The 22,603-nt window shown below is 62.8% G+C and carries 21 protein-coding genes; 13 read left to right on the top strand and 8 right to left on the bottom strand.

What is annotated here, in order from left to right:
• Positions 1-32 precede the first annotated feature (32 nt).
• The 5 genes from trxB (at position 33) to E3T49_RS09125 (ending at position 4,632) form a co-directional block, all read left to right on the top strand.
• Positions 33-995: a thioredoxin-disulfide reductase gene (trxB, locus tag E3T49_RS09145; RefSeq protein WP_134424623.1), complete on the top strand. Its 963-nt coding sequence runs from the start codon at positions 33-35 to the stop codon at positions 993-995.
• Positions 996-1,037: 42 nt separating this feature from the next.
• The gene (trxA, locus tag E3T49_RS09140; protein WP_134364764.1) at positions 1,038-1,361 is read left to right on the top strand and encodes a thioredoxin; all 324 of its coding nucleotides are present in this window, start codon (positions 1,038-1,040) and stop codon (positions 1,359-1,361) included.
• Positions 1,362-1,477: 116 nt separating this feature from the next.
• Positions 1,478-2,797, top strand: a complete 1,320-nt coding sequence (locus E3T49_RS09135; RefSeq protein WP_134424622.1) for an aminotransferase-like domain-containing protein — start codon at positions 1,478-1,480, stop codon at positions 2,795-2,797.
• Between the two features lie 48 nt (positions 2,798-2,845).
• Positions 2,846-3,802 (top strand): D-alanine--D-alanine ligase family protein, encoded by a 957-nt coding sequence (locus E3T49_RS09130; protein WP_134424621.1) that lies wholly within the window; start codon positions 2,846-2,848, stop codon positions 3,800-3,802.
• Between the two features lie 530 nt (positions 3,803-4,332).
• A complete protein-coding gene (locus tag E3T49_RS09125) occupies positions 4,333-4,632 on the top strand; it encodes a GIY-YIG nuclease family protein (RefSeq protein WP_241972731.1) in 300 nt (99 codons plus the stop codon).
• A 1,893-nt stretch (positions 4,633-6,525) separates the two neighbouring features.
• Here the strand turns inward: E3T49_RS09125 and E3T49_RS09120 are convergent.
• From E3T49_RS09120 to rpmH, 8 genes are all read right to left on the bottom strand, one after another.
• The gene (locus E3T49_RS09120) at positions 6,526-7,476 is read right to left on the bottom strand and encodes a ParB/RepB/Spo0J family partition protein (RefSeq protein WP_134424619.1); all 951 of its coding nucleotides are present in this window, start codon (positions 7,474-7,476) and stop codon (positions 6,526-6,528) included.
• A complete protein-coding gene (locus tag E3T49_RS09115; RefSeq protein ID WP_134424618.1) occupies positions 7,476-8,414 on the bottom strand; it encodes a ParA family protein in 939 nt (312 codons plus the stop codon). The genes E3T49_RS09120 and E3T49_RS09115 overlap by 1 nt, the downstream gene beginning before the upstream one ends.
• A gap of 87 nt (positions 8,415-8,501) precedes the next feature.
• The gene (gene rsmG, locus E3T49_RS09110; protein WP_134424617.1) at positions 8,502-9,131 is read right to left on the bottom strand and encodes a 16S rRNA (guanine(527)-N(7))-methyltransferase RsmG; all 630 of its coding nucleotides are present in this window, start codon (positions 9,129-9,131) and stop codon (positions 8,502-8,504) included.
• A 10-nt stretch (positions 9,132-9,141) separates the two neighbouring features.
• The gene (locus E3T49_RS09105) at positions 9,142-9,639 is read right to left on the bottom strand and encodes a Jag family protein (protein ID WP_241972744.1); all 498 of its coding nucleotides are present in this window, start codon (positions 9,637-9,639) and stop codon (positions 9,142-9,144) included.
• Positions 9,640-9,670: 31 nt separating this feature from the next.
• The gene (gene yidC, locus E3T49_RS09100; protein ID WP_134424615.1) at positions 9,671-10,642 is read right to left on the bottom strand and encodes a membrane protein insertase YidC; all 972 of its coding nucleotides are present in this window, start codon (positions 10,640-10,642) and stop codon (positions 9,671-9,673) included.
• Positions 10,643-10,649: 7 nt separating this feature from the next.
• Complete coding sequence (gene yidD, locus E3T49_RS09095; RefSeq protein ID WP_134424614.1) at positions 10,650-10,961, bottom strand: membrane protein insertion efficiency factor YidD; 312 nt, start codon at positions 10,959-10,961, stop codon at positions 10,650-10,652.
• A gap of 3 nt (positions 10,962-10,964) precedes the next feature.
• The gene (rnpA, locus tag E3T49_RS09090; RefSeq protein ID WP_134424613.1) at positions 10,965-11,354 is read right to left on the bottom strand and encodes a ribonuclease P protein component; all 390 of its coding nucleotides are present in this window, start codon (positions 11,352-11,354) and stop codon (positions 10,965-10,967) included.
• Between the two features lie 8 nt (positions 11,355-11,362).
• On the bottom strand, positions 11,363-11,500 hold the full coding sequence (gene rpmH, locus E3T49_RS09085; protein WP_104100646.1) for a 50S ribosomal protein L34: 138 nt from the start codon (positions 11,498-11,500) through the stop codon (positions 11,363-11,365).
• 400 nt (positions 11,501-11,900) lie between these two features.
• Between rpmH and dnaA the strand changes: the two genes are divergently transcribed.
• The 8 genes from dnaA to E3T49_RS09045 all read left to right on the top strand — a co-directional run bounded on the left by dnaA (position 11,901) and on the right by E3T49_RS09045 (position 22,538).
• Positions 11,901-13,319, top strand: coding sequence for a chromosomal replication initiator protein DnaA (dnaA, locus tag E3T49_RS09080; RefSeq protein ID WP_134424612.1), 1,419 nt, complete (start codon positions 11,901-11,903; stop codon positions 13,317-13,319).
• A 366-nt stretch (positions 13,320-13,685) separates the two neighbouring features.
• On the top strand, positions 13,686-14,834 hold the full coding sequence (gene dnaN / locus E3T49_RS09075; RefSeq protein WP_134424611.1) for a DNA polymerase III subunit beta: 1,149 nt from the start codon (positions 13,686-13,688) through the stop codon (positions 14,832-14,834).
• A gap of 21 nt (positions 14,835-14,855) precedes the next feature.
• Positions 14,856-15,743 (top strand): phosphogluconate dehydrogenase (NAD(+)-dependent, decarboxylating), encoded by an 888-nt coding sequence (gene gnd, locus E3T49_RS09070; protein WP_134424610.1) that lies wholly within the window; start codon positions 14,856-14,858, stop codon positions 15,741-15,743.
• A 5-nt stretch (positions 15,744-15,748) separates the two neighbouring features.
• Positions 15,749-16,951, top strand: a complete 1,203-nt coding sequence (recF, locus tag E3T49_RS09065) for a DNA replication/repair protein RecF (protein ID WP_134424609.1) — start codon at positions 15,749-15,751, stop codon at positions 16,949-16,951.
• Positions 16,944-17,432 carry a DciA family protein gene (locus E3T49_RS09060; RefSeq protein ID WP_241972730.1) on the top strand — a complete coding sequence of 163 codons (489 nt, stop codon included), beginning with the start codon at positions 16,944-16,946 and terminating at the stop codon, positions 17,430-17,432. The genes recF and E3T49_RS09060 overlap by 8 nt, the downstream gene beginning before the upstream one ends.
• A 121-nt stretch (positions 17,433-17,553) precedes the next feature.
• Complete coding sequence (gene gyrB, locus E3T49_RS09055) at positions 17,554-19,530, top strand: DNA topoisomerase (ATP-hydrolyzing) subunit B (protein WP_134424607.1); 1,977 nt, start codon at positions 17,554-17,556, stop codon at positions 19,528-19,530.
• Positions 19,531-19,645: 115 nt separating this feature from the next.
• On the top strand, positions 19,646-22,138 hold the full coding sequence (gyrA, locus tag E3T49_RS09050) for a DNA gyrase subunit A (RefSeq protein WP_241972743.1): 2,493 nt from the start codon (positions 19,646-19,648) through the stop codon (positions 22,136-22,138).
• Positions 22,131-22,538 carry a DUF3566 domain-containing protein gene (locus tag E3T49_RS09045; protein WP_134364748.1) on the top strand — a complete coding sequence of 136 codons (408 nt, stop codon included), beginning with the start codon at positions 22,131-22,133 and terminating at the stop codon, positions 22,536-22,538. The genes gyrA and E3T49_RS09045 overlap by 8 nt, the downstream gene beginning before the upstream one ends.
• Positions 22,539-22,603: the final 65 nt, after the last annotated feature.

The following is a 22,603-nucleotide window of genomic DNA, read 5'->3' as shown; positions in this document are numbered from 1 at the left end:
CGCTTCCCCCTACAACTCGAAGGAGTCTACGCGTGCGTCAGATCATCATCATCGGCTCCGGACCGGCCGGTTTCACGGCCGCGATCTACGCCGCCCGCGCGAACCTGAAGCCGCTTCTGATCGCCAGTTCGGTCGAAGCCGGCGGCGAATTGATGAACACGACCGAGGTGGAGAACTACCCGGGCTTCGCCGAGGGTATCCAGGGCCCCGAGTTGATGGCCAAGATGCAGGAGCAGGCCGAGCGGTTCGGCACTGAGGTTCTCTACGACGACGTCACCGAGCTCGACCTCACCGGCGACACGAAGACCGTCACCCTCGGCAGCGGCGAGACGCACGAAGCCCTTGCCGTGATCTTCGCCACCGGTTCCGCCTACCGCAAGCTCGGCCTCGAGGACGAAGAGCGCCTGTCCGGCCGCGGCGTGTCCTGGTGTGCCACCTGCGACGGCTTCTTCTTCAAGGAGAAGACCATTGCCGTGATCGGTGGCGGCGACTCCGCCATGGAGGAGGCCACGTTCCTCACCCGCTTCGCGAGCAAGGTCTACATCGTGCACCGCAAGGACACCCTGCGGGCCTCCAAGATCATGCAGGAGCGCGCCTTCGCCAACCCGAAGATCGAATTCGTCTGGAACTCCGAGGTGGTCGGCATCACGGGCACGGATGCCGTGGACGGCCTGGTCCTGCGCCACACCGTCACCGGCGCCGAGACCTCGCTCCCCCTCGGCGGTATCTTCGTGGCGATCGGCAACGACCCACGCACGCACCTCGTGCACAACCAGCTCGACCTCACCCCCGAGGGCACCATCGCCGTCGCCGGTCGCAGTTCCAAGACCAGCCAGACCGGTGTGTTCGCGGCAGGCGACGTGATCGACCCGACGTACCGTCAGGCCGTGACCGCCGCGGCATCCGGAACCGTCGCCGCCCTCGACGCGGAGCACTACCTGGCCTCGCTGCCCGAGGAACTGCTGGCCAGCGCTGGCGAACCCGCACTCGCGTAAACCTCACCGAACTCGCCCATCACACAATCAAGGAGCAACCACATGTCTGCACGCGCTGTCACCGACGCCACCTTCGACCAGGAAGTCATCAACAACGAGAAGACTGTTCTGGTGGACTTCTGGGCGGAGTGGTGTGGCCCGTGCCGCGCCGTCAGCCCGATCCTCGATCAGATCGCCACCGAGAACGCTGACAAGCTCGACATCGTCAAGCTGAACGTCGATGACTTCCCGGCGTTGGCCGCCAAGTACCAGATCACCTCCATCCCCGCGATGAAGGTGTTCCAGAAGGGCGAGGTCGTCAAGACCGTCATCGGCGCCAAGCCCAAGGTTGCGCTCGAGAAGGATCTGGCCGCCTACCTGGCCTGACCACCTCTCTCCGCAGAGACCCTGACCCGCCCGGCACTCGCCGGGCGGGTCTTTTGGGATTCGGGCCGAGTGGTGGCAACCCCATACGATTGAAGCCTCACCAGATCGGAAGTGACGTGACCGCACAGCGCTCTCCCCAGACCGGCAACAACCTCGACCCCTGGTACCACCACTACGCCGAGCGAGCCGCGGGGTTGCGCGCCTCCGAGGTCAGGGCCCTCTTCGCGGTGGCTTCCCGCCCCGAAGTCGTTTCCCTGGCCGGCGGCATGCCGTTCGTCGCTGCTCTGCCGCCCGACCTGGTCATCAGCGCCATGGACCGTGTCATGCGCCAGCAGGGCCCCGTCGCCCTGCAGTACGGCTCCGGCCAGGGGGTCCCCGTCTTGAGAGAGCAGATTCTCGAGGTAATGGCGCTGGAGGGCATCCGTGCGCACGCCGATGACGTTGTCGTGACGACCGGGTCGCAGCATGCGCTGGAACTGGTCAGCAAGCTCTTTCTCGATCCCGGTGACGTGGTGCTCTCGGAGGGCCCCAGCTATGTGACCGCCATGGTCATCTTCAAGTCGTACCAGGCCGAGGTGGACCACGTGCCCATGGACGAGCACGGTCTGATCCCCGAGGCGCTTCGGCAGCACATCCAGCGCCTGAAAACCGCCGGCAAGACCATCAAGTTCCTCTACACGATCCCCAACTTCCACAACCCGGCGGGCGTGACGCTCAGCTGGGCCCGGCGCCTCGAAATCCTTGAGATCGCCCGGGCCAACGACATTCTGGTGCTGGAGGACAACCCGTACGGGCTGCTCTATTTCGACCAGCCGGCACCGGATGCGATGCGTTCGGTCGAAGAGGACGGCGTCGTCTACCTCGGCACGTTCTCCAAGACCCTCGCTCCCGGTTTCCGGGTGGGGTGGGCGTTGGCCCCGCACGCCATTCGGGAGAAGCTGGTGCTGGCCAACGAGGCCGCAGTGCTCTCCCCCAGCTCGTTCAGCCAACTGGTCATTTCGGAGTACCTCGCGACAGCCGACTGGAAGGGGCAGATCAACACGTTCCGCGGCGTGTACCACGAGCGCAAGACCGCACTGTTGGATGCCCTCGAGGAGTACCTGCCCGATCTCACCTGGACCAACCCCAACGGCGGGTTCTACGTCTGGGTGACCCTGCCCGATGGGCTCGACTCGAAGGCCATGCTGCCGCGGGCGGTCAAGGAGCTCGTGGCATACACGCCGGGCACGGCGTTCTTCGCCAACGGGGACGGGCGGCGCAACATGCGCCTCTCCTTCTGCTACCCGACGCCGGATCACATCCGTCTCGGCGTGCGCCGCCTTGCGACCGTTCTCCGCGATGAGCTTGACCTGCTTGAGACCTTCGCCGGCACCGGTTCCCTGAACCCGCCGTACGAAGACGGCCGCTTCACGTCACCTCCGCCGGACATCTCCTAGTTCACCTCCCCCGGTCCCATTTCAGCCTGAGCAAGGAAAACCCTGATCATGAGCAATTTTTTACCCCTTGATATCGTTGTTCTCGCCGGTGGGATCTCGCATGAGCGAGACGTGTCGCTTCGATCGGGACGACGGGTCGCGGATGCCTTGACGGGCCTCGGTCACACCGTCACCCTGCTCGATCCCCAGGCCGGTCTGCTCGCCGACCTGACCAGGCGCAAGCCTGACGTGGTCTGGCCGGTCGTGCACGGGGCGACCGGCGAGGACGGAGCCCTCCTGGCCCTCCTCGAGACCACGGGGATCCCCCACGTAGGTTCACGCGGCGGCCCCGCACGTCTGGCCTGGTCCAAGCCCATCGCCAAGGAGCTCGTGCGCCGGGCCGGGTATTCGACCCCGGACTCGATCGCCCTGTCCACCGAGACATTCCGCGATCTCGGTGCCGCGAGTGTTCTGGAGCACCTGCTCACCGCACTACCCACGCCGCTTGTGGTGAAGCCCGCCGAAGGCGGCTCGGCCCAGGGAGTCAGTATCATCGACACCGCCGCCGGGCTGCCCCGGGCCATGGTCGATGCCTATACCTACGCCACCGTCGCGCTCGTTGAAGAGAAGGTCGAGGGCACTGAGCTCGCTGTGACCGTGATTGACATCGGCGACGGCCCCGTCGCCCTCCCCGCCGTGGAAATCGTCCCCATCGACGGTGTGTACAGCTTCGAGGCTCGGTACAACGCAGGAGAGACCTTGTTCTACACTCCGGCTCGTATTCACGACCAGATCGCCGACCTGGTGGCGGAGACCGCGATCGCCATTCACACCCTGCTCGGGCTCCGGCACATCTCCCGCATCGACCTGATCGTGGACGCGGACGGAGTGCCGTGGTTCCTGGAGGCGAATGTCCTCCCCGGTTTGACTGAGACATCCCTGGTCCCCCAGTGCATCGAAGCCTCCGGGCAGTCCCTCGGCGCCGTCTACGACGCGCTCGCCCGCGCGGCCATCGCCGACGCTTAAAACTCCCCCAATCCGCCGTGTTTCACGTGAAACACGCACCCCGTTGCCCCGGTGGTCGAGCCTGTCGAGACCCGTCCCCCAGTCGCCCCCACGGTGGTCTCGCACCCACGGTGGTCTCGCACCCACGGTGGTCTCGCACCCACGGTGGTCTCGTACCCACGGTGGTCGAGCTTGTCGAGACCCCCTCCCTCTGACGCCGGCCACGCCACCCCCACGCCGGTCGAGTACCCACGCAGGTCGTGCACCCACGGTGGTCGAGCTTGTCGAGACCCACCCACCAGACCGCACGCCACGGTGGTCGAGCTTGTCGAGACCCCTCCCCGCTCGCCCCAGTCGCGCTTGTCGAAGCCTCACCTCACACAACCGCTCACCTCTGAGTCGGCTCCACGGGTGGGACCATTGGGACCATCACGCTTCGACAGCTGCTCCACATCTCCTCCCCCACGCCAACACTCCGCCATGTTGCCCCACACCCGCAGCCCGCCCGAATCTTCCCCACCGTCGCAGCCAAGATGGTCCCCATGCCATATATGTACATCCTCGAGTGCTCAGACGGCTCCTACTACGTCGGTAGCACGTGGAACATCGAACGTCGATTATCACAGCACAACGCTGGCGAGGGCGCGGAATACACCCGTACGCGCTGCCCGGTGGAGCTCCGATATCTTGAGGAGTACTACATGATCAAGGATGCGTTCGCGCGCGAGAAGCAGGTTCAGGGATGGAGCCGTCGAAAGCGCAGGGCCCTCATCGAAGGTCGCGCTGATGAACTCCCCACACTGAGCCGCACGGCACGGCTGGGCAGCAGCGGCGTTGAGGCTGTCGACTGAACTCCTGACCGGTATTAACGCATCCCACACGACCCTTGAGCCGGATCAATCGATAATTCACGTGAACAGGCGCAGCTACTCCCCCGACGCAGTGTCCGTCAAGCCGACCTACAACCGCACACTCGACCGTTTCACGTGAAACACTCGGCGCACCGCACTCCGCACCGTTCCACCCACTGTGGTCATGTTGCTCGGTATCGCGTCACAGCCATTGTGTTGACACTCACCACCTGACTCACCCTCGAGATCATGATCCGCGTGGGCATTCACCTGCCTATCGCCACCATGACGGATGGCCGTTGGGCTCCAGCAGGGCTCCCCGATCGCGGACGGCATCGGAGACCAGACGTCCGTAGAGATCTACGGATCCGCCGGCCTACCACCCGACACCGTTTGACCGCAGGAACTACGCACGATCTGCGCACTGTGAGCAGTAGAGAACGGGCTTCAGGTCTGAAATCGACCGACCTGACCTGCTCCCGCCCGCCCGCCACGCATCCAGGATCCACCCCGGTTGACATTCAACACACTGCGCGTCACAAGGAGACAGGGCAGAATTAGCGACGTCCGGAAGCATTGCAATCATCGGTTTGAAACGAAACGAGCACTCAGTGGGTCCGCTTTGGAAGACAATTCCGACTCCTCGGCCCCTTGAACTCTCATGTTTCACGTGAAACACACCCACGTCGCCCCAGGTCGCCAGTCGTCCCCGTCGATTCCAGTCATTGCCCGCTAGCGAGCAGAACTACCTGTCCACTTGAGACAGCTACTAGATCGCGGCCGGATCCTCACTTCCGGAGAGTCCGGGTACCTACCTCACGCGACGCGTGCACTACCTCTCTCCACGAGCGCGGGCATAAGGGCCACGAACGACAACCCACCCTTATGAGACTCGACCGAATGCACCCGGGGGCTGGTCCAAGTCGTCTTCGCTCGGTGAGCGGACGGGAATCCTTCTCCCGCGATGAGCAGCACTGGGTGAGTGGATGCTCTTGAAGCAGCATGCACCGACGCGACAAGGTTTCACGTGAAACATGCACTGAACTCGTGCGTCTCGGTTGCGCAGGGACAGTGGCCAATTGCGGGTCGGAGGCCACGTCGCGGTCTGACACCGCAACTGGTGCGACAGCTTCGGTCTCGACAGGCTCGACCACCGCGGGATCACCGCACGACGTGCCTTGCACGGTCTCGACAGGCTCGACCACCGCCGGGATCACCGCACGACGTACCTTGCACGGTCTCGACAGGCTCGACCACCGGTTTTTTGGAAGTCATTGCGTTTCGGGGGTCGAGCTTGTCGAGACCTCGTCACCGACAAATCTGCCTCCAAGCCACACCACACTGAACAATCGATGTGGACAGTCGTGCCCTCGTGAACCCGAAATGGATTAAATTTGAGCCTCGCAGAGGTGATTTCCGAAAATTCGAAGTGCTTCAAAGATGCTTAGGATGCTTCCTGGTGACGCGAAATGTTCCGTTTTGCATGCATTTCTGGCGTCACATTGAAAGGCTGCTGAATCGACGCCGCTGTGAATACTCGAAGAATCACACCGGGAGACCCTGGCGGTTCACTCCGCGGGTCTCGACAGGCTCGACCACCGAGCGGTGCGACCGATCTCGCGAGGACACAGAATTGATGTTTCACGTGAAACAAGCGAACGAGTCTTGACCGGCTCGACCTCCGACGGGGTAGACCACACACGGGACAGAGGGTCTCGACAGGCTCGACCACCGAGGGACAGAGGGTCTCGACAAGCTCGACCACCGAGGGACTCAGGGTCTCGACAGGCTCGACCACCGAGGGACTCAGGGTCTCGACAGGCTCGACCACCGACAGGGTCGAGCACCGACGGGCCTCCCCCGGTCCGAGGACACGGGTGTGGCGGAGTCGGGCTAGCTGGCTCCGAAGCCGGGCTCGCCGATCACGCCGAGAATCCGATTGAGGTCGCCAATGGTGGCGAAATCAACCGTGATCTGGCCTTTTCGTGCACCCAGGTGAATCTTGACGCGAGTGTCGAGGCGATCCCCGAGGTGCTCGGCGATCTCATCGAGGTGACCCTGTCGGCGCCCGCCGATCGGTTTGACCGGCGCAATCCGCGGTGTGGTCGCCGCAGCGGCCTCCGCTGCCCGCACGGACAGGTCTTCGTTGACGATCTTGTCCGCGAGCTTCAACATGCCGACCGGGTCGACGACCGACAGGATGGCGCGCGCGTGACCTGCCGAGAGAACGCCGGCGGCGACACGAAGCTGAACGGACTCCGGAAGCTTGAGCAGACGAATGGTATTCGTGATCTGCGGACGCGAGCGGCCGATTTTGAGCGCCAACTCCTCCTGGGTGATACCGAAGTCCGCGAGAAGCTGCTGATATGCCGAGGCCTCTTCCAAAGGGTTCAACTGTGCTCGGTGCAGGTTCTCCAGCAGCGCATCCCGCAACATGTCGACATCCGCCGTCTCGCGGATGATGGCGGGAATGGTGGCGAGACCCGCCTCCTTGGTGGCGCGCAGGCGCCGCTCCCCCATGACGAGTTCGTACTTGCCCGGTTGCTCAACGATGGACCGCACCACGATCGGCTGCAGGACGCCGACTTCCCTGATGCTGCGCACCAGCTCGGCCAGATCTGTTTCGTCGAAGACATTTCGCGGTTGCACGTGGTTCGGAACGATATCGTTCGGATTCAGATGCGCCAGGCGGGCCCCGGGAACGGGCAGCAGGCCGACGTTCTCATTCGGCTTGACCGCGTCGGAATAGGGGAAGAAGACGTCGACCGGGCGCGCCTGTGTCGGGTCATCCTGGATGGGGATCAGTGCGCCGATCCCACGGCCGAGCCCAGTCCGTTTTGCCATTAGAGTACGACTCCTGTCTGAGGGGCGCCCCGACGGGCGATTTCTGCCGCTGCTTCGAGGTAGGAGAGCGATCCTGCGGAGTTGAGGTCGTAGCTGATCACGCTCTGACCATAGCTCGGCGCCTCAGAAACGCGCACAGACCGGGGAATCAAGGTATTCAGGACCTGCTTCGGGAAGTGCTCGCGCACATCCTGAGCCACATGATTGGCGAGGTTGGTGCGGCTGTCGTACATCGTGAGCAGGATCGTGGAAACGGCGAGTTCCGGGTTCAGGTGCTTCTCGATCAACTCGATATTCTTGAGCAGTTGACTCAAACCCTCGAGGGCGTAGTACTCACACTGGATCGGAATCAGCACCTCGCGCGCCGCGACGAACGCGTTGATCGTGAGAAGGCCGAGAGACGGTGGGCAGTCGATGAATACGTAGTCGTACGGATCGTCCATCGTCTTCAGGTGCAATTCGAGGGCGCGATTCAGCCTCTGTTCGCGCGCCACGAGCGACACCAGCTCGATCTCAGCACCCGCGAGGTGAATGGTCGCCGGCACGCAGAACAGCGACCCGAATTCGGGGCTGTTCTGTACAACCGTGGCCATCTCAAGATCGTTGACGATCACGTCGTAGACGCTCGGCGTCTCCGCACGATGCTCGACACCCAACGCCGTGGAGGCGTTGCCTTGCGGGTCGAGGTCGATCACCAGGACGCGGGCGCCCTGGCGGGCCAGCGCCGCGGCGAGGTTGACCGCCGTGGTGGTCTTACCGACACCACCCTTCTGGTTCGAGATGGTGATGACACGCGTCTTCTCCGGCTTCGGCAGCTGATCCGCCGCGATCCGCTGCCGGCGCCGGGTCAGGTCCGAAATCTCCCGGGCGAGCGGAGTCGTATCGTCAAACCCCGTTGCCGTCTTGCTCAATTGCTGGTCTTCGCCAGGTTGTTTCACGTGAAACCTTCGCGTTCGACGATTGATGAGCCATCCCGCAGGGGCTCCGGTTGTGTCTCACCACTGACAGAAAGCCGACACCGGGGACTAATCCACTGTAGCCCTTATGACCCGGGTCACGTCCTGCAGCACACCGTCACCGAGCGTGATCACCTCGACATTGCTCAGACGGAACTTACGGATGGCCTTCGCGGCGGCTTCAATCTCTGCCGGTGCCCCCGCGCCCTTCATCAACACCAGTTGGCCCCCGGGTTTCACAAGGGGGGCGGTCAGTGGGATCAGGGTGCGGAAGGCGCTCACGGCCCGTGCAGTGACCTGGTCGAGGCGCTGCGGCAGACGCACGTCTTCCGCGCGGGCCCGCAGCACGGTGGCATTGGTCAGACCCAGTGCGGTGACCTGACTCGTGAGCCAGGCAACCCGGCGTTCCATCGGCTCGATCAGCACAAAAGTCACATCTGGGCGGGCGATCGCAAGGACCAGGCCCGGCAGACCGGCCCCGGAACCCACGTCTCCGACCAGGCCGGGACGCAGGAGTGGAGCGACGATCGCACAATTGAGGATATGTCGACTCCATAGCCGGGGTAACTCAAGTGGCCCGATCAGACCGAGTTCCTCACCCTGTGCGGCCAGATTGCGCACGAATGCGCGCGCCACCTCGATTCGGTCTCCGAAAAGAGCCACAGCCGCGGCAGGTTCAACCTCAAGAATGTCAGTCACGGCGCGAGAGCTACACCGGGGAGATAACCGTGTGGCGGTCTCGGCCCTCACCCTTGGATTCCGATACGAAACCGGCTTCGGAGACCAGGTCGTGCACAAGCTTGCGCTCGTAGGACGACATGGCCGGCAGGGAAGCCTCGGCGGCGCCGGCCTGGATACGCTCAACGGCCCGTGCAACCAGAGAGGCCAGCTCAGACTGCCGGGCGTCTCGGGATCCGCCGATATCGAGGATCAGCCGGGAGAAGGATCCGGTCTTGTTCTGCACGGCCAGGCGAGTCAGCTCCTGCAGGGCGTTGACCGTCTCTGGCTTGGAAAGCAACCGGAGGTTCGCGACGTCCGAGGAGTTGACCGACAGGTACGCCCGACCGTTGCGGGCATCAATGTCGATGTCCCCATCGAGATCGCAGATGTCGAGGAACTCCTCGATGTAGTCTGCGGCGATATCCCCCTCCTGCTCGAGCTGGTCGAGAGTGGGAGATTCGTCCGCCGGTCCAGGCGCGGCGATCACATCAGTGTTCTCAGTCACGTTGGGTCTCTTCTTATTTTTTGGGGCCGGTTTGCTTCTTGGCACGATTCTTGGCGATCGGCTGCTGACGCTGGGGTTTCTTGGGCTCTTCAACCACAATCACGTCACCATCCGTGGCGATGAGCTTACCCTTGCGGGCCAACCGCTCTTCGCGGGCCTTGGCGGCCTCACTGCCGGGCGTGGGCATGTTCCGGATGACCAGGAACTGCTGGATCATCGTCCAGATGTTGGAGGTCAGCCAGTAGAACATGACGCCGAGGGGGAAGGCCACGCCGGAGAAGGCGAAAACGAGAGGCAGCAGGTACAACATGATGCGCTGCTGCTTGAACATGGGGCTGGCCTTGGTCTCCGGCGACATGTTCTTGGAGACGATCTGCAGCTGGGTGATGAACTGCGAGGCGGTCATCAAAACCACCATGATGGCTGCGATCCACATGACCACGGCATTGAAGTCCTGACCAGCGAGCATTTTAGTCCACTGGGAGGCAAACGAGTCGTGCAGTGGCGCGTCGCCGAAGAGGGTGGCGTTGCCGAAGCTCTTGGCGAGATCGTCGTTGAGTGGGCCGACTCCAGCCTGGCTGCGCTGCGCATCGTTCAAGACGGAGAACAACGCGAAGAAGATCGGCATCTGCAGCAGCAGGGGCAGGCAGGAGCTCAGTGGGTTGGTGCCCGTGCGCTTGTAGAGATCCATCGTCTCGCGGGACATGGCCTCACGCGAGAATTGGTCTTTCTTGCCCTTGTACTTGTCCTGGATCTTCTTCAGCTGCGGGGCGACCTCGAGCATCTTGCGCTGGCTTTTGATCTGCCGAACGAAGATGGGGATCAGGGCGGCCCGCACCACGATCACGAGGCCGACGATCGAGAGCACCCAGGTCAGACCGCCGTTGTAGTCCATCCCCAGGGCGGAGAAGAGTGAGTGGAATGCTACGAGCAGAAGCTCGACGACCCATTTCAGCGGCCAGAGAATCGTACCTAGGAGGTCCATCTTTGCGTCAGCCCTTTCCGTGGCTCGCTGCGATAACAAAACCAAACGACGTCACGGTGTAGCGACGCTTCCGCTTGAGGGGAACGTCATCAATCCCGCCTGCGGCCCACGGATGGCATCGGCCCAGCCGGAGCGCGGCTCGGGCTGATCCCACGATGAGTCCGTATTCCTGAACAGCGCCGAGTGCATACGCCGAACAGGAGGGGTAGTACCGGCAAACATCGCCGTAGAGCGGGGAAATTACGGCTCTGTACGCACGCAGGACGAGAACCCCCGCGTTCCGCGGGAGGAGTATGAGCGTGGTCAGAAACCAGTTCATCAGTCAGCGAGCCGATCGGATCGATGACTGGGTCTTGCCGGCCGGGGAGGAACCCGAGGTGCGCTGGAATTTCTCCAGCGCCTCGGCCAGTTCCGTATGCAGGGTCGACCAGGGTGCATTCGTTGCCGAGGGCAAAGCCCGGATGACGACATCCGTGCCGGGCCGGGTTGAGGCCAGCAAATCGAAGCTTGCCGCCTTCAACCGGCGCCGAACACGGTTGCGCCGCACGGCGTCGCCCACGTTTTTCGCAACGATGAAGCCGAACCGCACCGAAACTCCATCGGAATTCCGGCGCAGATAGGTCACCAGATGCGGGCCCACAACTCGCACACCCCGGCGGACGACCAGCTTGTAGTCGTCACCGGTGGTGATGCGATGGGCCCCCGCGAGCACGAGAGTGCTTAGGCGGAGAGTTCGATGCGACCCTTGCGACGGCGAGCACCGAGAATCGCGCGGCCGGCACGGGTCTTCATGCGAAGGCGGAAGCCGTGCACCTTGGCGCGACGGCGATTGTTCGGCTGAAAAGTTCTCTTGCTCATTGTTTTGTCTCCACGTGTTAAATCTCCGTAGGCCAAACTGAGCGGCCGGGAAAGAGTGAGGTAGCCCTCGGGCTGGGGTCAACTGATTAAAACTACGGCTTTGGCCGGTGATGGTCAAACTCGACCTCCCAGAATCCTCGTTCTACACACAGTTTGGTTCAGTTGGATCATCGACACGCGCACGAAATGCGAACGAATTTGGCCTGACTGGCGGTGATTGACTACCGTGAGGACAAGTTATCCACAGGTTTTCAACATTCCCTGTGAATTGGGGCTTATTTGCCCACAGGCGGTGGATAACCTTGTGGATGCTTTGGCTGGATCACGCGTTCAGAGTCGAGCCGCGCCTCGATCTCCGTCGTTGTAGAAGGCAACACTGAGAGAAAAGCGGAGAAAAACCATGGCCACCGACGAACAGCCCATCGCGGATACCTGGCGGTCTGTCCTGACCAGTCTGGAATCCGACGACAGCATCACCCCCATGCTGTATGGCTTTCTCAATCTAGTCGAGCCCAAGGGAATCGCCGCGGGAACCTTCTACCTGGAGGTCCCGAACGAGTTCACGGCCAGCATGCTCAACCAGCGGATGCGGGTGCCTTTGCTGACCGCGATGGGCCAGCTCGATGAGGCCTCCGCGGTGTCCACGTTCTATGTGGTCGTCAATCCGGAGCTGGAGAAGGAGTCGATCAGGCCCGTACACGAGTCCACCTCTCCCCCTGATGTGGAAACGCCGGCAGCGCCGCAGTCGGTTTTTGAGAGCAGCTCTCCCGAACGCCCGCACGACACCCGACTCAACTCGAAATACAGTTTCGACAACTTCGTGATCGGGCAGTCCAACCGCTTCGCTCATGCTGCCGCGGTCGCTGTGGCGGAGGCACCGGCGAAGGCCTACAACCCACTCTTCGTCTACGGTTCGTCTGGCCTCGGCAAAACACACCTGCTGCACGCCATCGGCCATTACGCAATGAGCCTCTACCCCGGCATCCGTGTGCGTTATGTCAGCTCGGAGGAATTCACCAACGACTTCATCAACTCCATCGCGAACAACCGCGGCTCCGCATTCCAGTCCCGGTACCGCAACATCGACATCCTGATGATCGACGACATTCAGTTCCTGCAGGGCAAGGCGGAAACCCAGGAAGCCTTCTTCCATACCTTCAACACTCTGCACGACCACAACAAGCAGGTGGTCATCACCAGTGACCTCCCGCCCAAACACCTCACCGGTTTCGAAGACCGGATGCGCTCACGCTTCGAGTGGGGTCTGATCACGGATGTCCAGGCTCCCGACCTCGAAACCCGCATCGCCATCCTGCGCAAAAAGGCTCAGAGCGAAAAGCTCCAGGTTCCGCACGACATCCTCGAATTCATGGCGTCCAAGGTCTCCTCCAACATCCGTGAATTGGAGGGCACGCTGATTCGAGTGACGGCCTTCGCCAGCCTCAACCGCACACCGGTGGACATGGACCTGGTGCAGACCGTGCTCAAGGACCTGATCACTCTCGATGAGGACAACGTGATCGCGCCGGTGGACATCATCACCAACACCGCCGACTACTTCAAGCTGTCCGTCGATGACCTCTACGGGTCGTCTCGTTCTCAGGCGATCGCCACGGCTCGCCAGATCGCGATGTACCTCTGCCGTGAGCTGACAAACCTCTCGTTGCCCAAGATCGGCCAGTTGTTCGGCAACCGCGACCACACCACGGTCATGTACGCCAACAAGAAAATCAGCGAATTGATGAAAGAGCGCCGGTCGATCTACAACCAGGTGACGGAGCTCACAAACCGCATCAAGCAGAACCACCGCTACAAATAAGACCCATTTTGCGGCGGTTTTCACACCTGTGGATAACCCTGTGGAAATTGTTTACACAACTGGGCACAACCTGTTGAAACTCCTGCGGTTGTTGTGCAAACTCCCTCCGGCCGAATCACGGCCCGGCACCGATGGGTGATTAACACTCACAGGCTGCCAACAAGTTACAAGTTTGTAGTTCCCAGTCGTTAAGCGGGATCCAAATAGTTATCCACAGTTTCCACACCGGTTAAGAAGATTAACAATTAACTTCTATCTCTCTCCATCCGACAACCTTTAGTGCCGGCCGGTTACAAAAAAGTGCCCGGCCAAACACGACTACCATTGAGGCCGTATCCAGGTCTCAAACCGAACAGGAGTGACTTCGTGAGATTTCAGGCCAACCGGGACGTCTTCAGTGAAGCCGTCTCTTTCGCTGTCAAGCTCCTCCCCCAGCGCACGACGCTGCCCATTTTGAGCGGTGTGCTGATCGAGGCGACGGCAACCGGCCTGATCCTCTCCTCGTTCGACTATGAGGTTTCGGCACAAACCGAAATCGCCGCAGACGTGGAAGAAACCGGCAAAGTTCTCGTCTCCGGCCGGCTTTTGGCCGACATCGCGAGCCGGATGCCGAACGCACCCGTTCGGTTCTCGACCAACGAGTCCCGCATCACGGTCAGCTGCGGCAGCGCCAGTTTCACCCTGCTGTCTATGCCCGTTGAGGAATACCCGAGTATCCCGCAGGTCAGCGCGCAGTCCGGTCTCGTACCGGCCGAAGAATTCTCGGCTGCAGTCGCGCAGGTCGCCGTGGCCGCCTCCCGCGACGACGTCACTCCCGTGATCACCGGGGTTCAGCTGCAGATCACCGAGAACAGCCTCAGCCTGGTAGCCACCGACCGCTACCGCGTGGCCGTTCGCGAGATCGACTGGGACAAGGGCAGCACAACCTCGACCGACACTGTGACGGCCTTGGTTCCAGCCCGCACCCTGCAGGAAGTCGGAAAGACCTTCGGCCACAGTGGAACGATTTCGATCGCGATCACCAACACGGACGACCGCGAGCTGATCGCGTTCACGGCCGATAAGAAAACCGTTACTTCACTGCTGATCAAGGGAAACTACCCGCCCGTTCGGCGGCTTTTCCCCGACAATGTGGACAACTACGCGGTCATGAACACCGCTGACCTGATCGAGGCCACCCGCCGCGTGCAACTGGTTCTCGAGCGGGAAGCGGCCCTGCGTTTCACGTTCACCGCGGACGGCCTCACCCTCGAGGCGGTCGGGTCCGAGCAGGCCCAGGCCTCCGAGACCATTGATGCGATCCTGTCCGGCACGGACACGGTCGTTTCGCTCAAACCGCAGTTCTTACTCGACGGCCTGGGCGCGGTGCATTCCGAATTCGTGCGGATCTCGTTCACCAAGACCGAGAACCCCAACAAGCCCGGTCCCGTGCTCATCACCAGCCAGACCTCGCGGGAGCAGGCAGGCGCCGATAGCTACAAGTACCTGCTCCAGCCCAACCTGCTGTTGCGCTAGAGAAGTCTCGGAAGGACTGCAATGCACATCGGCATCATCGGCCTGGGCAAAATGGGCGCCAATATGCGCGCTCGGCTTCAGGCGAACGGGATCGAGGTCACCGGTTTCGACCAGAACCCTGACGTCTCGGATGTTGCCGGGGTGAACGAACTGATCGAAACCCTTCCGACCCCACGCCTGGTATGGATCATGGTTCCGGCCGGGGCCGTGACAGATGCCGTGATCGCTGAGCTGGCCACGGTGCTGAGCTCCGGCGACCTCGTGATCGACGGTGGCAATTCGCGCTTCACGGATGATTTCGCCCACTCGGCCTTGCTGGCCACCGTGGGGGTGCACTACATCGACGCCGGCGTTTCCGGCGGCGTGTGGGGGCTGACCAACGGTTTCGGCCTGATGGTCGGCGGGTCGGCCGACCAGGTGGAGCGAGCCATGCCCGTATTCGACGCATTGCGCCCGGCGGGCCCGCGGGATGAGAGCTTCGTGCATGCCGGGGCGGTCGGTGCCGGGCACTACGCGAAGATGGTCCACAACGGGATCGAATATGCGCTCATGCAGTCATACGCCGAGGGCTATGAACTGCTGGAGAAGCGCGACGACCTGATCGCCGATGTTCCCGGGGTCTTCAAAGCCTGGCAACGCGGAACCGTCGTACGCTCCTGGTTGCTCGAATTGCTGGTCCGTGCTCTGGAAGAAGACCCCGAGTTGGCGAACATCGAGGGTTTCGTCGAAGACTCCGGAGAGGGACGGTGGACCATCGAAGAGGCCATCAGCAATGCAGTCCCCGTTCCGACGATCAGCGCGGCGATCTTCGCCCGTTTCGTCTCCCGTCAGGATGACTCCCCCGCGATGAAAGCCGTCGCAGCCCTGCGCAATCAGTTCGGTGGCCACGCCGTCAAAACGGCTGACTGACCCGAGTGCGGGTCACACACCTGTCGCTGACCGACTTCCGCAACTATGCGCAAGTCGAGGTTCCGTTCGCGCCGGGACCCAACCTGCTCGTGGGCCGCAACGGCCAGGGCAAGACCAATCTCGTCGAGGCACTGGGATTCCTCAGCACCCTCAGTTCACATCGGGTGTCGAACACCTCGGCCATGATCCGGGCCGGCCAGGATGCCGGGATCATCCGGGCACGGCTCGAATACAACGGGCGTGAGATCCTGGCCGAGGTGCAGATCAACCGCACGGGACTGAATCGGGCTCAGGTCAACCGTTCGGTGATCAAGACCCGAGAATTGACGCGCTATTTCTCCAGCGTGCTGTTCGCACCCGAGGATCTGGCCCTGGTGCGCGGTGATCCGTCCGGCCGTCGACGTTTTCTCGACCAGCTCCTGGTCCTGCGCACCCCACGTCTGGCCGGCGTGCTCGCCGACTACGACCGCGTCCTGCGACAGCGGAACACCCTGTTGAAATCGGCGCGCGCTTCGGGGCTGCGCACCACCCAACTCGGCACCCTCGAAATCTGGGACGACCGGCTCGTGGCTCTCGGCTCCGAGATCATCGATGAGCGTGCCGAGTTGGTTCGTCTACTCGCCGAGCCGCTGGGTGCGGCCTACCAGGCCGTCGCAGGCGAAAACCACGGGCCGGCGCTGCTGCCTCTGCTCAGCATCCTCGGCGCCGACGAGGATGCCGCGATCGAGGCGGGTGGTTCCGGCGAGGCCGTTCCGTCAGGCTCGGTTTCGACGGGTTCGGTTTCGACGGGCTCGGTTTCGACGGGCTCAACCACCGGGGAGTCGTTTCGGACGGCGCTGGCGGAGCTCCGCCGCAAGGAACTCGACCGAGGCATGACCCTGGTCGGTCCCCATCGCGACGACGTGATCTTCATGCTCAACTCCCTGCCGGCCAAGGGTTATGCCAGTCACGGGGAGTCCTGGTCCTTCGCGCTCGCTTTGAAACTCGCTTCCGCTGAGCTGTTGCGTCGCGACTCCGCGACCGGTGACCCGGTCCTCATCCTGGACGATGTGTTCGCCGAACTGGATCTGTCCCGTCGTCGCCGTCTGGCCGCCGCCGTCACCGGATTCGAGCAGGTCCTGATCACCGCCGCGGTTCTGGAAGACGTGCCGGAGGAACTCACGGCCCACACCATCCATATCAATGCCGGCTCGGTCGTCGATGGCTGAATCGAGCGAGGCCGCCCGCGTCTATCTGCGCTTCAAGGATGTCTTCGGCGACCCGAACGCGAAACGCATCCGGGCCCGCCGGCGTCCGGGGGCAGAAATCGGGTCGAGTGTCCCCTTCGGCGCCGGACGTGATCCGCGCGGATTGGGCGACACGATCGATTCCCTGACCCTGCAGCTCGGCTGGAATTCGCCGCTGGCCCAATCCGAATTGCTGGCATCGTGGATCGAACTCGCCGGTGAGGAGACGTCGAAGCACTCCACGCCGGCCGGGATCGACGAGGGTGTGCTCACCGTGCAGTGCGAGTCGACGGCCTGGGCCACGCAGCTGCGCATGATGCGGGTCGAAATCATGACGCACATCGCCGTGAAGTATCCGGATGCCGGCATCGAGTCGATCCGTTTTCAAGGGCCCAACGCGCCCTCCTGGAAAAAGGGTCCCAGATCAATTCCAGGGCGCGGTCCACGCGATACCTACGGGTAACTAGCCAAAACAGGTCAACCCTGTGAAATAAACGCCTCAGATGCCCGATTTGGCCCTGACCCCTTGACCCGTTTGATAAGCTCAAGGGTCGCCCGCGCGACGGTCAGGAGCCCAATTTCAGATGTCAGTTGACCCACAGATCGAGCCGGAGCACGGCTACGGCGCAGATGATATCCAAGTCCTCGAAGGACTCGAGGCCGTTCGCAAGCGTCCCGGAATGTACATCGGATCCACCGGACCTCGCGGTCTGCACCACCTTGTCTACGAGATCGTGGACAATTCCGTCGACGAGGCCCTCGCCGGTCATTGCGACACCATCGACATTAGGATTCTGGCAGATGGCGCGGTTCGCGTCGCCGACAACGGCCGTGGGATCCCGGTCGACATTCACAAGGCGGAGGGCCGCTCGACCGTCGAGGTCGTGCTAACAGTGCTGCACGCCGGAGGCAAGTTCGGTGGCGGCGGCTATTCGGTGTCCGGCGGGCTGCACGGTGTGGGCAGCTCGGTCGTCAACGCGTTGTCGAGCCGCCTCGAGGTCGAGGTGCGCCGTCAGGGCCACGTCTGGCGCCAGAGTTTCCATGATGGCGTGCCCAACGCTCCCCTCACCATGGATGAGGTTTCCGACGAGACCGGCACCACCATCACCTTCTGGCCGAGCGCGGAGACGTTCGAAACGACCGTCTTCGACTTCGAGACACTGCGGGCCCGTTTCCAGCAGATGGGCTTCCTGAACAAGGGGCTCAGCCTGACTCTCACGGATGAGCGACCGGAGAACCTCGACGACGAGGGCAAGCCGGTCACCAAGAACTTCCTCTACGAGAACGGCCTCGTCGACTACGTCGAATACCTGAACAAGGCCAAGAAGGCCGACCTGGTCAATGACGACATCATCTCGTTCGAGTGGGAAGACCACGAACGCAAGATGGCGCTCGAAGTGGCGATGCAGTGGACCACCGCGTACACCGAAAGCGTGCACACCTACGCGAACACCATCAACACCCATGAGGGCGGAACCCACGAAGAGGGCTTCCGCGCCGCCCTGACAACCCTGGTCAACAAGTACGCCCGGGAAAAGGGCATCCTGAAGGAAAAGGATGACAATCTCACCGGCGACGACGTGCGCGAGGGTCTGACCGCCGTGGTGTCGATCAAGCTGGCGGAACCGCAGTTCGAGGGCCAGACGAAGACCAAGCTGGGCAACACGGAGGCCAAGTCGTTCGTGCAGAAGGTCGCCAATGATCAGCTGTCCGACTGGTTCAACCGCAATCCCAACCCGGCGCGGGAGATCATCCGCAAGGCGCTTCAGGCGTCGAATGCCCGGATGGCCGCACGCAAGGCGCGCGAGACCGCGCGGCGCAAGGGTCTCCTCGAGGGTGGGGGCATGCCCGGCAAGCTCAAGGACTGCCAGAGCAAGGACCCGTCCCTCTCCGAGATCTTCATCGTGGAGGGTGACTCGGCCGGCGGTTCCGCGGTGCAGGGCCGCAACCCGGAGTTCCAGGCGATTCTTCCCCTGCGCGGCAAGATCCTGAACGTGGAGAAGGCCCGGCTCGACAGGGCCCTCGGCAACGCCGAGGTTCAGGCCATGATCACGGCTTTCGGCGCCGGTATGGGCGAAGAGTTCAACCCGGACAAGGTGCGGTACCACAAGATCGTTTTGATGGCCGACGCCGACGTCGACGGCCAGCACATCACGACCCTGCTGCTCACATTGCTGTTCCGGTATATGCGTCCTCTGATCGACCTGGGGTACGTCTACCTGGCCCAGCCGCCGCTGTACCGCCTCAAATGGGCCAACTCAGCGCACGAATATGTGTACTCCGACCGGGAGCGCGATGCTCTCCTGGCCGACGGCGCCGCAGCCGGCAAGCGCATCCCCAAGGACAACGGGATCCAGCGCTACAAGGGTCTCGGCGAGATGGACTACAAGGAGCTGTGGGAAACCACCATGGCCCCCGAGACCCGCACTCTGCTGCAGGTCACTCTCGACGATGCTGCCGCCGCCGATGAAATTTTCTCCACCCTGATGGGCGAGGACGTCGAGTCCCGCCGTAACTTCATCCAGAAAAACGCGAAGGACGTGCGTTTCCTTGACATCTGACGACACCACCACCGGGGGCACCTTCGGCGAAGGCTCCGAACCGACCGAGGCTGACACCGCATCCGTTGCGGCCGACACCGCGGCGAAGGCCGCGCATCACGCCCAGCACGGCCGGATCGACCAGGTTGACCTGCAGCTCGAGATGCAGCGGTCCTACCTCGACTACGCGATGAGCGTCATCGTCGGGCGCGCCCTGCCCGATGTCCGCGACGGGATGAAGCCCGTGCACCGCCGTGTGATCTACGCCATGTTCGACGGCGGTTACCGTCCCGACAAGGCATTCTCCAAGTGCGCTCGCGTGGTCGGCGACGTGATGGGGCAGTTCCACCCCCACGGTGACTCGTCGATCTACGACGCTCTCGTGCGCCTGGTCCAGCCGTGGAGCCTGCGGTACCCGCTCGCCCTCGGCCAGGGCAACTTCGGCTCCCCCGGCAATGACGGCGCCGCCGCACCGCGGTACACCGAGACGAAGATGGCCCCCCTCGCGCTCGAGATGGTGCGGGACATCGACGAGGACACCGTCGACTTCCAGGACAACTACGACGGTCGCACCCTCGAACCCACCGTGCTGCCCTCGCGCTTCCCGAACCTGCTGGTCAACGGCTCCGTCGGCATCGCCGTGGGCATGGCCACCAACATCCCGCCGCACAACCTGCGCGAGGTGGCCGCCGGCGCCCTGTGGTATCTGCAGAACCCCGAAGCGTCCCGCGAGGAACTGCTCGAAGCGCTGATCCAGCGCATCAAGGGTCCCGACTTCCCGACCGGCGCGCAGATCCTCGGCATCAAGGGCATCCAGGATGCCTATCGCACCGGCCGCGGTTCGATCACCATGCGCGCCGTCGTCAGCATCGAGGAACTCCAGGGCCGCACCTGCCTGGTGATCACCGAGCTGCCGTACCAGGTCAACCCCGACAACCTCGCGATCAAGATCGCCGACCTCGTCAAGGACGGGAAGATCGGCGGCATCGCCGACATCCGTGACGAGACCAGCGGGCGAACGGGCCAGCGCCTTGTGATCGTGCTCAAGCGCGACGCGGTGGCGAAGGTGGTGCTGAACAACCTCTACAAGCACACCCCGCTGCAGGAGAACTTCGGCGCGAACATGCTGGCCATCGTCGACGGGGTTCCGCGCACCCTGTCGCTCGACGGCTTCATCTCCGCCTGGGTCGCCCACCAGATCGAAGTCATCGTGCGGCGCACCCAGTTCCGGCTGAAGAAGGCCGAAGCGGATGCGCACATTCTGCGTGGCTATCTCAAGGCCCTCGACGCCCTCGACGAGGTGATCGCACTCATCCGTCGCTCCCCCACCGTCGACGACGCCCGCACCGGCCTGATGGACCTGCTCGACGTGGACAAGCTCCAGGCCGACGCGATCCTCACCATGCAGCTGCGTCGACTGGCCGCCCTGGAACGACAGAAGATCATCGACCAGGCTGCCGAGCTGGAACTGCTGATCGTGGAGTTCCAGTCGATCCTGGCCAGCCCGGAACGCCAGCGCACCATCATCAGCGACGAGCTCACCGAGATCACCGACAAGTTCGGCGATGACCGGCGCACGGAGATCATGTTCGGTTTCGACGGCGACATGTCGATCGAGGACCTCATCCCCGAAGAGGAGATGGTCGTCACCGTCACCCGTGGCGGCTATATCAAGCGCACCCGCAGCGACAACTACCGCAACCAGCACCGCGGCGGCAAGGGCGTCAAGGGCGCCCAGCTGCGTGCGGATGACGTGGTCGAGCACTTCTTCGTCACGACCACGCACCACTGGCTGTTGTTCTTCACGAACACGGGCCGGGTGTACCGGGCCAAGGCCTATGAGGCGCAGGAATCCGGCCGCGACGCCAAGGGCCAGCATGTGGCCAACCTGCTCGCGCTGCAGCCGGGAGAAGAGATCGCGCAGATCCTGGACATCCGGGACTACGGCGTGGCGCAATACCTGACGCTCGCCACTCGCGAAGGCCTGATCAAGAAGACCGCGCTCAGCGAGTACGACACGAACCGCACGGGCGGCATCATCGCGATCAAGCTCCGCGAGGGCGACGAGCTCGTTTCGGCCCTGCTCGTCGAGAACGACTCCGATTTGCTGCTCGTCTCCAAAAAGGGAATGTCGATCCGGTTCACGGCATCGGATGAGGCGTTGCGCCCGATGGGACGCAGCACGTCCGGCGTGATCGGCATGCATTTCCGCGGCGAGGACAGCCTGCTGGACGCCTCCGTGGTCTCCGACGACGGTTACGTGTTCGTCGTGACCGAGGGCGGTTATGCCAAGCGCACCGCCGCCGACCAGTACCGCCTGCAGAACCGCGGCGGTCTGGGCATCAAGGTCGCCAAGCTCAGTGACGATCGCGGAGACCTCGTCGGGTCGTTGATCGTCGATGAGGAGGACGAAGTGCTCGTGGTCCTCGCCAGCGGCAAGGTGGTACGCTCTGACGTCTCCGAGGTCCCCGCCAAGGGACGAGACACAATGGGTGTCGTTTTCGCTAAGTTTGCGGATGAAGACAGAATCATCGCTATCGCGAAGAACACCGAGCGCAACCTGGTGGCCGAGATCATTGCGGCCGAACCGGAAAGCGCCTTGGGAGAGGAAGAGCCTGTAAATGAGTAGTGTCGCTGAAAAGCTCGCCAAGAAATCCAGCCGTAAGCCGGCCGCGACCAAGCAGGTCCGGCTCAAGCTCGTGTACGTGGACTTCTGGTCGGCCGTGAAACTGTCCTTCCTGATCGCGCTGTGCCTGGGCATCGTCACGATCGTGGCGACGTTCCTGATCTTCACGATCCTGAACGGAACCGGGATCTTCGGCAAGATCGACGACCTGTACACCGACATCGCGGGTGCGTCCTCGGATCTGGCCAGCATCCTGTCGATCGGCAATGTCATGGGCTTCGCCTTCGTCGTGGCGATTCTGAACACGGTCGTCATCACCGCATTGGGAGCCGTCTACGCGGTTCTGTACAACCTGAGCGTGAAGATCACCGGCGGTTTGCTCGTCGGTTTCACGAACAACTAGTCGTCGGATCCTCCCAATCGAGTCGTTGTGCGGCTCGATTGGGAGATTCCCGCCGCATCGGGTAG

Source organism: Cryobacterium cryoconiti, assembly GCF_004403065.1.
Classification (GTDB): domain Bacteria; phylum Actinomycetota; class Actinomycetes; order Actinomycetales; family Microbacteriaceae; genus Cryobacterium; species Cryobacterium cryoconiti.
The sequence above is the reverse complement of the archived record's forward strand: the minus strand, read 5'-3'. Positions and strand labels throughout refer to the sequence as shown.